Origin of the sequence: Neoroseomonas lacus (assembly GCF_014644535.1) — a bacterium.
Classification (GTDB): domain Bacteria; phylum Pseudomonadota; class Alphaproteobacteria; order Acetobacterales; family Acetobacteraceae; genus Neoroseomonas; species Neoroseomonas lacus.
Window position 1 is genome coordinate 125890 of the sequence record NZ_BMKW01000007.1, and the last position, 11790, is coordinate 137679.

General features: G+C 69.3%; 9 protein-coding genes. 7 read left to right on the top strand and 2 right to left on the bottom strand.

Annotated elements, in window-relative coordinates; all coding sequences use genetic code 11:
- From IEY36_RS14920 to IEY36_RS14950, 7 genes are all read left to right on the top strand, one after another.
- Complete coding sequence (locus IEY36_RS14920) at positions 1–651, top strand: 3-oxoacid CoA-transferase subunit B (protein ID WP_188967981.1); 651 nt, start codon at positions 1–3, stop codon at positions 649–651.
- Positions 648–2066 (top strand): bifunctional enoyl-CoA hydratase/phosphate acetyltransferase, encoded by a 1419-nt coding sequence (locus tag IEY36_RS14925; protein WP_229681330.1) that lies wholly within the window; start codon positions 648–650, stop codon positions 2064–2066. The genes IEY36_RS14920 and IEY36_RS14925 overlap by 4 nt, the downstream gene beginning before the upstream one ends.
- Positions 2066–3259, top strand: a complete 1194-nt coding sequence (locus IEY36_RS14930) for an acetate/propionate family kinase (RefSeq protein ID WP_188967983.1) — start codon at positions 2066–2068, stop codon at positions 3257–3259. Before IEY36_RS14925 ends, IEY36_RS14930 begins: the two co-directional genes overlap by 1 nt.
- 48 nt (positions 3260–3307) lie before the next feature.
- Positions 3308–5614 carry a DUF3141 domain-containing protein gene (locus IEY36_RS14935; RefSeq protein WP_188967985.1) on the top strand — a complete coding sequence of 769 codons (2307 nt, stop codon included), beginning with the start codon at positions 3308–3310 and terminating at the stop codon, positions 5612–5614.
- A gap of 223 nt (positions 5615–5837) precedes the next feature.
- Positions 5838–6755 carry a hypothetical protein gene (locus tag IEY36_RS14940; RefSeq protein ID WP_188967987.1) on the top strand — a complete coding sequence of 306 codons (918 nt, stop codon included), beginning with the start codon at positions 5838–5840 and terminating at the stop codon, positions 6753–6755.
- Positions 6752–8848 carry an adenylate/guanylate cyclase domain-containing protein gene (locus tag IEY36_RS14945; RefSeq protein WP_188967989.1) on the top strand — a complete coding sequence of 699 codons (2097 nt, stop codon included), beginning with the start codon at positions 6752–6754 and terminating at the stop codon, positions 8846–8848. The genes IEY36_RS14940 and IEY36_RS14945 overlap by 4 nt, the downstream gene beginning before the upstream one ends.
- 7 nt (positions 8849–8855) lie before the next feature.
- The gene (locus IEY36_RS14950; RefSeq protein ID WP_188967991.1) at positions 8856–9878 is read left to right on the top strand and encodes a patatin-like phospholipase family protein; all 1023 of its coding nucleotides are present in this window, start codon (positions 8856–8858) and stop codon (positions 9876–9878) included.
- A 3-nt stretch (positions 9879–9881) separates the two neighbouring features.
- Here IEY36_RS14950 and IEY36_RS14955 read toward each other — a convergent pair whose 3' ends face one another.
- Positions 9882–11126, bottom strand: a complete 1245-nt coding sequence (locus IEY36_RS14955) for a pyridoxal phosphate-dependent decarboxylase family protein (RefSeq protein ID WP_188967993.1) — start codon at positions 11124–11126, stop codon at positions 9882–9884.
- On the bottom strand, positions 11123–11788 hold the full coding sequence (locus IEY36_RS14960) for a phosphoribosyltransferase (protein ID WP_229681331.1): 666 nt from the start codon (positions 11786–11788) through the stop codon (positions 11123–11125). Before IEY36_RS14960 ends, IEY36_RS14955 begins: the two co-directional genes overlap by 4 nt.
- Positions 11789–11790: the final 2 nt, after the last annotated feature.

An 11790-nucleotide genomic window follows, 5' to 3' on the forward strand; every position in this document is an offset into this window, starting at 1 on the left:
ATGGACGCGAAGGAACTGATCGCCCGCCGCGTGGCGCGGGAACTGCGTGACAGCACGCTGGTCAATCTCGGCATCGGCCTGCCGACCCTGGTCGCGCACTACGTACCCGAGGGCATGCTGGTCGCCTTCCAAAGCGAGAACGGCATCATTGGCTTCGGCTCCCGCCCGCCGGACGGGATGGAGGACCCGAACCTCACCGATGCCGGCGGCGGCTTCATCTCCGCCCTGCCCGGTGCTTATGCCTTCGATAGCGCCACCTCCTTCGCGCTGATCCGCGGCGGGCATCTCGACATGACGGTGCTGGGCGGGCTGCAGGTGGATGCGCGCGGGCATCTGGCGAACTGGCTGGTGCCGGGCAAGATGGTCGCCGGCATGGGCGGCGCGATGGACCTCGTCGCCGGCGCGCGGCGCGTCGTCATCGCCATGCAGCATGCCGCCAAGGGCACCGCCAAGATCGTGCCGGAATTGACGCTGCCACCCACCGCGGCGCGGCCCGTCAGCCTGGTCGTGACCGACCTCGCGGTGATCGAGCCGACGCCCGAAGGCCTGGTGCTGCGCGAACGCGCCCCTGGTGTGAGCGTGGAGCAAATCCTCGCGCTGACCACCGCCCCGCTGATCCTGCCCGATACTGTCCCGGAGATGACCCTGTGACGATCACCGCCCCTGCCCTGGTCGGGCGCGCCTGGGATGACATCGCGGTCGGCGAGACCGCGACCCAGACGCGCGTCTGCACGCCGAACGACCTCATCGTCTTCGCCCATGCCTCGGGCAACTTCAATCCGGTGCACCTGCCCGGCGAGGCGGAGGAGGAGACCGGCCACGCGCCGATCGCGCCGGCCATGTGGTGCGGCTCGCTGTTCTCGGCCGTGCTGGGCAACAAGCTGCCGGGGCCGGGCACCGTCTATCGCTCCCAGGTGCTGCGCTTCCATGCGCGGGTCGAGGTCGGCGACGCAGTGATCGCGCGTGTGACGGTGCGCGAGAAGCTGCCCGGCAACGCGCTGGTGATGGATTGCCGGCTGGAGAAGGAGGACGGCACCCTCATCGTCGATGGCAGTGCGGAGGTGAGCCCGCCGCCGATCCGGCTGGAGACCGATGGCGTCATCATCCCCGAACTCACGCTGATGCGGCGGGGCAAGTTCTCCCGCCTGCTCGAAGCCTGCCGCGGCATCCCGCCAATGCCGACCGCGATCGCCGCGCCGACCGACGAGAATTCGCTCGGCGGCGCCTGGGAAGCGACGAAGGAGGGGCTGATCCAACCCATCCTGGTCGGCCCCGAGGCCGCGATTCGCGCCGAGGCGGCGAAGATCGGCTGGGACCTCGCCGGCGTACGGATCGAGGCGGTGACCAACGACCACGACGCGCCGGCCCGCTGCGTCGCCCTGGTGCATGAAGGCCGCGCCGAGGCGATCATGAAGGGCAACATCCATTCCGACGAGGTGCTGCGCCAGGTCACCAAATCGGATGGTGGGTTGCGTACCGGGCGGCGCATCAGCCATGTCTTCGTGCTCGACATCCCCGGCCATGAAGGGCTGATGCTGATCACCGATGCGGCGATCAACATCCTGCCCGACCTGATGACCAAGGCCGATATCGTGCAGAACGCCATCGACCTCGCCAATGCGATCGGCTTGAAGCAGCCGCGCGTGGGCATCCTCTCGGCAGTCGAGACGATCAACCCCGCGATTCCGTCCACTATCGACGCCGCGGCGCTGGCCAAGATGGCCGAGCGCGGCCAGATCAAGGGCGGGCTGGTCGATGGCCCGCTGGCAATGGACAACGCCGTGGACCTCGAAGCGGCGCGCACCAAGGGCATCCATTCGACGGTCGCAGGCCGCGCCGACGTGCTGGTGGCGCCGAACCTCGAAGCGGGCAACATGCTGGCCAAGCAGCTGGTGTTCCTCTCCCAGGCCGATACCGGCGGGCTGGTGACCGGCGCGCGCGTACCGGTGATGCTGACCTCGCGCGCCGATGACGAACACGCCCGGCTGATGTCGGCCGCCCTCGCCGTGCTGTACGGCCATTGGCGGCGCACCGGGCATTCCCTGGTGCCGGAGCTCGGCGCGTGATGAGCGACGCGATCCTCGTCCTCAATGCCGGCTCCTCCTCAATCAAGTTCGAGCTGTTCAAGGTGGTCGGCGACCATGCCGAGACGCGCCTCGATGGGCAGATGGAAGGCATCGGCGCCTCGCCGCATCTGATCGCGCGCGATGCGCGCCGCCAGGTGCTGGCCGACAAGCGCTGGCCCGGCCCCGATGTCGCCGACCATGTCGCCGCACTCGCGCGCATCATGGAGGGCATCGGGCCATCCATCGAGGGGCGCAATATCATCGCGGTCGGGCATCGCGTGGTGCATGGGGGGCCGGACCTCGCCGCGCCGATGCTGGTCGATGGCCCGGCGATGGAGAAGTTGCGCGCGCTTATGCCGCTCGCGCCGCTGCACCAGCCGCACAACATCGCGGGCATCGAGGCCGCCGCGCGCCGCTTCCCCGGCGTGCCGCAGATCGCCTGCTTCGACACCGCTTTCCACCGCGCGCATGCCTGGGAGGCCGACACCTTCGCCCTGCCGCCGGAATTCTACGACCGCGGGATCCGGCGCTACGGCTTCCATGGCCTGTCCTATGAATACATCGCCGACCTGCTCGCTGAGCAGGACCCTGCCCTTGCCGCCGGGCGCGTCGTCGTCGCGCATCTGGGCAACGGGTCCTCGCTCTGCGCCATCCACAATGGCCGCAGCATCGACAGCACCATGGGCTTCACCGCGCTGGACGGCGTGCCGATGGGCACGCGATGCGGCCAGATCGATCCCGGCGTGCTGCTGCACTTGATGCTGGCCGAGGGCATGGATGCCGCCGACCTGACCGGGCTGCTCTACGGCAATGCTGGGCTCAAGGGCATGTCGGGCATCAGTCAGGATGTGCGTGACCTCGAGAGCAGCGAGGAGCCGCGCGCCGCCCGGGCGCTGTCCCACTACGTCTGGCGGGTGCGGCGGGAGATCGGTGCGCTGGCCGCGGCGATGGGCGGCATCGACGCGCTCGTCTTCACCGCCGGCATCGGCGAGAACGCCCGCGACCTCCGCGCGCGCATCTGCGTCGGCCTCGGCTTCCTCGGCATCGCGATCGACCCCGTGCTGAACGCTGCCAATGAGGCTGAAATCTCGCCCCCCGGCGCCGCCACCCGCGTCCTGGTCCGCGCCACCGACGAGGAGGCGATGATCGCCCGTCACGCCCTGACCGTGCTGCACTGCACCAAATTAACTTGAACCCCCGCCACCCTGGGACCACAAGGGCGCATCAAGGGAACGCAAGCCATGCCAAGCACGACCAACAACCCGACCCGGGAAGTCATGGATAGGGCCAGCGAGACTGCGACGCGTGTGCTGGACCAGGTCCGCGACATGACCGATGTGGTCAGCCGCCATGCGGCCGCGCTGATGCCCACCCCGGACCCGGAAAAGGCACTGGCCGGCCTGCGCGACGCGGCCGCCGCCTTCACCCGCACGCCCGCCGCCCTGGCGCAGGACACCCAGGCCTACTTGGCCGATGCCGCCCAGCGCCTGGTGATGTTCTGGGACGTGATGCGGGAGGCCGGCAATAATTTCGTCGAGCATGAGAAGGCCGGCTGCCCGCCGGTGCTGTTCTTCGACTACGAGACGATCATCGACGGTCGCAGCCTGACCCGGCCGGTCAATTACGCGCTAGTGCGCATCAAGCCGCCCGAGGGTTCCCCGGCAGTTGATCCCAAGCTGCGGCCGTTCGTCATCATCGACCCGCGCGCCGGCCATGGCGCGGGCATCGGTGGCTTCAAATCCGACAGCCAGGTCGGCGTCGCCCTGCGTCGCGGCCACCCTGTCTATTTTGTCATCTTCTTCCGCGACCCGGAGAAGGGGCAGACCATCCTCGACGTGACGGCGGCCGAGGCCACCTTCCTCACCCGCATCGCCGAGGATCATCCGGCGGCGCCGAAGCCGGTCGTGATCGGCAATTGCCAGGGCGGCTGGGCCTCGATGATGCTGGGCGCCTCGGCGCCGGATGCCGTCGGCGCGCTGGTGCTGAACGGCGCGCCGCTGTCCTATTGGGCCGGCGAAAAGGGGCGCAACCCGATGCGCTACCTCGGCGGGCTGGCCGGCGGCGGCTGGCCGGCCTCGCTGATGGCCGACCTCGGCAACGGCAAGTTCGACGGCGCCTCCCTGGTCTCGAACTTCGAGAGCCTGTCCCCAGGCGCCACTTGGTTCCGCAAGTATTTCGACCTCTATGCGAAGATTGATACGGAGTCCGAGCGCTTCCTGGAATTCGAGCGCTGGTGGGGTGGCTACTTCCTGATGACGCGCGACGAGATCCGCTGGATCGTCGACAACCTGTTCATCGGCAACCGCTTCTCGACCGGGCAAATCAGCTCGGGCGGCGGCGAGACCTTCAACATGCGCGAGGTGAAGGCGCCGGTCATCGTCTTCGCCTCCTCCGGCGACAACATCACCCCGGTCGGCCAGGCGCTGCGCTGGATCGCCGACATCTATCGGGACGAGCAAGAGATCAAGTCGCTCGGCCAGACCATCGTCTATCTGCTGCACGACCAGATCGGCCATCTCGGCATCTTCGTCTCCGGCGCCATCGCCAAGAAGGAGCACACTGAGATCGCCACCACGCTCGAGATGATCGGGGCCGTGGCCCCGGGCCTGTATGAGATGAAGATCACCGGCCATGACGGGACCGGCGGCAATGAGGAATGGCAGGTCGAGTTGGTCGAGCGGAAGATCGCCGACATCCGCACGCTGTCGGGCGAGGCGGTGAACGAGGCCTTCCCCGCGGTCGCCAAGATCTCGGAGATGAATCAGCACCTGTACGACGTGCTGGTCTCCCCGCTGGTGCGCCAGTTCGCCACCGACGCCTCGGCCGAAGCCCGCCGCCAGGCCAGCCCGATGCGCATGCGCCGCTACCTGTTCAGCGACATGAACCCCTGGATGATGCCGATCCGCGCCATGGCGGGCATGGCGCGCCAGCACCGCGCCCCGGCGGCCCATGACAACCCCTTCCTGGCACTGGAGAAGGCCTGGGCCGACCAGGTCGAGCAAAGCCTGGACGCCTGGCGCGACCGGCGCGACGCCTGGAGCGAGATCGCCTTCCACGCCATCTATGGCGGCCTCGCCGCCGCCGGCGTGACCGGCGATGACAGCGCCGAGGAGGCCGATGCGGCGCGGCGTTCCATCTCCCTCGAACCCGCGCAACTGAACGAGGCGCGCAGCCGCGTGGCAGTCGGCGGCTATGCCGAGGCGGTGATCCGCATGATGATCCTGCTCGCCGATGCGCGTGGCGGGGTGCGGCGCACCCGGCTGGCGCGTTCGAACACGCTGCTGACCACCGAGCCCCCCTTCGTCGGCATGAGCCCGGCCGCCCGGCAGGCGATGATCCGCGAGCAGACGGTGATCGTGACCCTGCTGCGTGAGGAGGCGCTGGCCGCCGTGCCGCAACTGCTGACCACGGCGGCGGAACGACGCAAGGCGCTGGCAGCGGTCGAGCAGGTCGCCGGTCCGGATGACGAGCTCGGCGACAAGGCACGGGAGATGCTGGGCCGGCTGCGCCTCGTTCTCAATCTGGGCCCCACGGCCTCGGCGGCCTGAGGCTCCTCCAGGATCGCGCCCATTGGCGCATTCCGCTGTCCAGCACCGACCCGGAAACCCAGCGACGATTCTGTCGTGGGTTCGCCGGGCGGGGCTGCGGGTCTGTGCCGTACGTCTCAAGCGTTCCTTGCGAGGCGCATCACCAATTGCGACGCTGGCGGGGCTTCCCATCTACCGATGCCAAAGGGCTAGGATGGCCCCGGGAACGTCAGCGACGGGGGCCATGGCGACATCCGCCGTGCCAAGCCTTGCGATAGTGGATCTCGCGGCCGCGCGGCGGCCCGGCCGCGACATTCTGGCGGCCGCGCAATGCGTGCTGAGCAGGCGGCGCGAGGCGCCGGCCGACCTCGCCGCGACCTGCGAGCAGGCGCTTCGGGATGCCACCGGGGCAGCGGCGGGCGACATGCCGGAAGCCCGCGCGGCGAGGGCGATCGCCGCGGCCGTCGAACGCCACGGCGCCAGCTACCCGCCCGGCCACGAGCCCGCCTATCACGACCGGCACCACCAGGCCGAGACCATCCTCGCCATGGGTTGGCTCGCCGGGCTGGCGCGCCGGCTTGGCCTGCTCGATGCGCGCGAGGCCATGTTGTCGGTGGCCGCCATGGCCGGGCATGACCTGCTGCATGACGGGTCGGTCGGTGGGCCGCGCGGGGCGCTCGAGCAGCGCTCGGCCGATGTCGCGGCGGCGATCGCCGAGGCTGAAGGGCTTGATCAGCGTGGCATCGCCACGATCCGGCGAATCATTATGGCGACGACCTGGCCCTGGGAGGAGGCAGAGGCGCCCGACCTGCCCTGCCGCCTCGCGCGCGAGGCCGACCTATTTGGCAGCGCCATGCCCGAGCTGGGCCCCCGCCTCGCCCGCCAGCTGGTCCAGGAACTGGCCGCCGCGGGGCAGGAAGATGCCGGATCGGTGGCGACCCACGCCGCGCGTCTGGCCCTGCTGCGGACCCTGCCCGAACCCTCACCGCCCGCCGCCATGCTGGGGCTGGCCGCGGCGCGGGCGGATCAGCTCGCCGCGTACTGCGCCGTGGCGCGCAGCCTCAATCTGGAACAACCCTCGGCGGACGCGGCTGCCGCCGTGCTCGATGTCCTCGACCCGGCCGATGCGGAGGCGCTGCTCGCCGCCGCGGCCGCGGCATGATGCGGCTACGGCCCAATCTCAGCTTCACCATCACCATCCTGACGGCGTTCAGCCTGGTGTTCGTCACTGCCATCGCACTGGTGGTGGCCGGCTTCCGCCAGGCCGGTAGCGAGGCGGCACGGCACCTTGCCGAACAGCAGCTCGGCGCAGCGGCGGCGGCATCCGCGGCCAATGCGGGTGGGCTGGTCCATCCGCTGCTCGGCCATGCGACAGTGCTGGCGCGCGCCGGCGCCGGCCTCGAACCTGCCCTCGCCGCGCTGATCGCCGAAAGCGCGGTCAACGCCGTCAACATTGTGCTGCCCGATGGCAGGTGGCTGCAGGTCCTGCGCCTCGCCGCCCTGCCCGAAGGCGTGGCGCCGGCACCAGTGCCGGCGGGTGCGACCTTCGCCGCCCGCCGAGTGCCGGCGCCGCCGGACCAGCCGGAACGCTGGACCTACCTCGATGCGCAGGGGGAGGCGCGCGGCACGGCGGCCGCCCGCCGCCTCACTGGCGACCCGCGTCAATTGAGCTGGGCGCTGCAGGCGCGCGAGGCGGGCGCGCATGTCTCGACGCTTCATGACCTGCCGCTGCTGGCGCGACCCGGCCTGACGGTCTCGCATGGCCTGCCGGGGGGCGGCGCGGTTGGGCTCGATGTGTCGCTGGACACCCTTGGGCGGCAGCTTGCCGGTGGTGCGGTCAGTCCGGGCGGCGCCACCGTGCTGTTCACCGAGAATGGCATCCTGCTCGCCGTCCAGGCCCCGGATTACTTGGCGCCACGCAGCGCGAGGACGCAATGGACGACCCTCGCGTCCAGTGGCGACGCCGCACTCGCCACCTTGTGGACTGCCTTCGCCGAGGGTCGCCTGCGCGAAGGCGAGCGCGGCATCCTGACGATCGACGGCCGCGAGCATCTCGCGCATCTCACCGGCGTGGCCGATTTCGTGGAACCACGCGTGCTGGTGGGCGTGTTGGCGCCGCTGGACGATTTCACCAGCGGGATCGAGCACGGCATCCGCATCGGCACGCTGCTCGGCTTCGGCGCCCTGGCGTTCGGGCTGGGTGGCCTTGGCATCGTGGCCTGGCGCGTGTCGCGGCCGCTCGGCGTGCTGACACGCGAGGCGGAGGCGATCCGTCGCCTCGACCTCGCCACGCCGCTGCAACTGACGACGCACATCACCGAGGTGGAACGCCTCGCCCAGGCGATGGGCGGCATGAAGGCCGCGCTGCGGCTGTTCAGCGTCTATGTGCCGCGCGATCTGGTGCGCAAGCTGATGGCCGAGGGGGCCGAGGCCGAACTCGGCGGCGAACGGCGCCGGCTGACGGTGATGTTCAGCGATGTGCAGAACTTCACCACCATCGCCGAGCGCATGGATCCGGAGGAGCTGATGCGCATCACCTCCACCTATTTCCAGGCGCTGACGGATGAGTTGCTGGAACACCACGCGACCATCGACAAATACATCGGCGATGCGGTGATGGCGATCTGGAACGCGCCGAAGCGCGACCTGGCGCATGCGCTGCACGGCTGCCGCGCCGCGCTGCATGCCCGCGCCCTGACCGAGCGGCTGGAGACGGAATTCGTCGCGCGCGGCTGGCCGCGGCTGCATACCCGTTTCGGCGTCCATAGTGGCGAGGCGGTGGTGGGCAATGTCGGCTCGACCGATCGCATGGCCTATACGGCGATCGGCTCGATGGTGAACCTCGCCTCGCGCCTCGAGGGCATGAACAAGATGTACGGCACGCAGATCCTGGTGTCGGAGGCGACGCGGCTGGGTGCAGGCAGCGGCTTCGTGTTCCGCCCGGTCGACCTGGTGCTGGCCAAGGGCACGCAGGATCCGGTCGAGGTGCATGAGCTGGTCGGCCTGTCCACCGCGACGGACCCGCGGGATGCACCGCTGCTGGCCGACCGCGCCCTGGTGATGCGTCTGCCCGCCTGGGGCGAGGCGATCCGCGCCTTCCGCGCCGGGCAATTCTCCCGCGCGACGGAGGCGCTTCGCGAAGCCGGCGACCCCGCGCAGGACCCGCTGGTCGCGGCCTATGCGGCGCGCATCGCGCGCTTCCCCGACGGTGCGCCGGCCGACTGGTCCCCGGTGACGCGGCTCGACAGCAAATAGGGCGGGCATGAACACCACCACACCCAAGCGCATCAAGCTGGCCCTGCAAGGGGGCGGCTCGCATGGCGCCTTCACCTGGGGCGTGCTCGACCGTCTGCTGGCCGATGAGCGGATCGAGGTGGAAGCGCTGGTCGGCACCAGCGCCGGGGCGATGAATGCGGCGGTGCTGGCCGATGGGCTGATCGCCGGCGGGCCCACCGAGGCGCGCCGGCGGCTCGACCGTTTCTGGGAAGGCATCGGCGAACTGGCGCAAACGTCGCCGATCCAGCCGACGCCGATGGACCGGATGTTCAGCGCCGGAAACATGGATCTCTCTCCGCTGTGGCGCTTCGCCGATGTACTGATGCGGCAGTTCTCGCCCTATGAGCTGAACCCGCTCAATGCGAACCCGCTGCGCGAGCATCTGGAGGCGACGGTCGATTTCGCGCGACTGCGCAGCGCGTCTGGCCCGGCGCTGTTCGTCTGCGCGACCAATGTGCTGACCGGCCGGCTGCGCGTCTTCGAACGGGCGGAGATGAGTGCCGCCGCCGTGATGGCTTCCGCCTGCGTGCCACTGCTGCATCACACGGTGGAGGTCGAGGGGCAGCATTACTGGGATGGCGGCTATTGCGGCAATCCGCCGATCTTTCCACTGATCTACATGGGCGGCGCGCCGGACATCATCATCGTACAGTTGAACCCGATCAACATTCCCGAGGTGCCGCGCGACATCCGCGCCATCGTCGACCGGATGAACACGCTCGCCTTCAATTCATCGCTGATGCGCGAGATGCGGATGATCCGCTTCGTGACCGACCTGATCGACCAGGGCCAGTTGCCGAAGGAAAAGCACCTGCGCTGCTACATCCACACGGTCGATGCGGAGGAGGAACTCGCCGCCTTCAACGCCAGTTCCAAGATGAATGCGAGCCTGGACTTCCTGCGGCATCTGCGCGCGCTCGGCGTGGCGCGCGCGGAAGCCTTCCTCGATGCGCATTTCGATGCGATCGGCGAGAACTCATCGACGGATATCGTCGCGAAGTTCCTGTAGCCGTCAGTAGGTCCGTTCGTTGGCGCCAATGCGCGGCCCACGCCCGCCTCGCGCGGCAGCCACGGCGCGGGCGACGGCCGCGACGTAGTCCTCGGCGACTTCCCGATGGATCGGGTTCAGATGCAGATGGATTCCATCCGGTTCCTGCTGGCGACCAACCAGCCAGCCCTCGGCATCCAGGGCTGCGGCGACCTTGCCGATATCGAGCGTCGGGTCGGTTGCGCGCCAGACGAAGATGCACAGGTCGCTCGGCGTCAGGATGTCGAGACCCGGGATGGCACCGATGCCCGCGGTCATGATGGCCTTCGCCTCCATGATCAGCCGCGCGCAACGAAGATAGCCCTCGTCACCCAGGTGGTTCATGGACGCCCAAGCCGCGGCGACGGACCCTCCGGGGCGCGTACCCTGCGTGGTGTAAGCGGCGTAGGGCCCGCGCTGCCAGGCGCGGCTTTCGAATTTGTGCCATTCACGGTCAGCCGCATCGGTGACCAGCAGCAGCGAGGCACCCTTGGGCGCCATGCCATGCTTGTGGATATCGGCCGAGAGCGAGGTCACGCCGGGGACCGACAATTCGAAGGCCGGCACGTCATGGCCCAATCGCCGCACATAGGGCGCAAGGAAGCCGCCGACGCAGGCATCGACATGCATCCACACGCCGCGTTCGGCGGCGAGCGCCGCAAGGCTCTCGATCGGATCGAAGGTCCCAAAGGGATAGTTCGGCGCGGAACCGACGATCGCGACGGTCTCCGCATCCATGCGTGCCGCCATGGCCGCGACATCCGCACGCAGATCGGCGCCGATCGGCACGCGGCGCGCCTCGATCCCCAAGGCTTCCGCCGCGCGATCGAAGGTCAGATGCGCGCTGTTCGGCAGGACGATGTTCGGTTGCGTCACGCCGCGCTGCGCCCGGGCCTTGTTCCGCGCCGCCATCATGGCGAGGAAGATGCTCTCCGACCCACCGGAGGTGAAAGTGCCGCCTGACGCATCGCCGCCGCCGAGCAGCGAGAGCGCCATGCCGATCACCTCATCCTCGATTGACTTCAGCGAGGGATAGGCGCGCTGGCCGAGATTGTTCTCTGTCCAAAAGGCAAGATAGGCCTCCTGCTGGACGCGTTCGAGTTCCTCATCCAGCCAATAGAAATAGACGGCGAGCCGGCCGCGCCGCCAGTCGCGGTCGCCTTCCTTGCGGGCCGAAAGCTCGGCCATGAGATCGGTCCGGGCCCGGCCGGTAGTGGGGATGGCGGTCATGGACTGTCCTTGCCTGCGGCAGCCCGCAAAAGGGCGAGCACCTCCGTGTCGTCAAGCTGATGAAAGTCGGCGTAACAGCCACCGATCCCGAACCGTAGCGGGTGGATCTCGGCACAGACGAGGCGGTCGCACTCGACCGTCATCCCCGCGATCGCGTCGGCCGGCGCGACCGGCACGGCGAGGATCAACGGTGTCGCGCCTCGTTCGCGGAGAGCCCGCAGGGCAGCACGGGCGCTGGCCCCCGTGGCGAGGCCGTCATCGACCAATATCGCGGCGCGTCCCCGTGGGTCCGGCCGGTGCAGGCCCGCCAGATAGATCGCCTCTCGATGCCGCATCTCCTGCTCGGCCCGTGATTGGGCCAAGGCGATGTCAGCCTCCGACAGGCCGCATGCGGCAATGACGTCGGGGTTCAGGGTCGGTTCCGCCGCCCCTTCGGCCAATGCGCCGAGCGCCAGTTCCGGCTGCCAGGGCACACCGAGCTTGCGCACCAGGAAGGGTATGAGTGATGCATGCAGGGCTTCGGCGATCGGCGCGGCCACCGCGGCCCCGCCGCGCAGCAGCGCATAGACGATCGGATCCGTCAGGCCGAGGACGGCAAGCAAAGGCACCAGCTTCTCGCCGGCGTCCCGCCGGTCGCGGAACAGGATCCCGGACCGGCGCATCG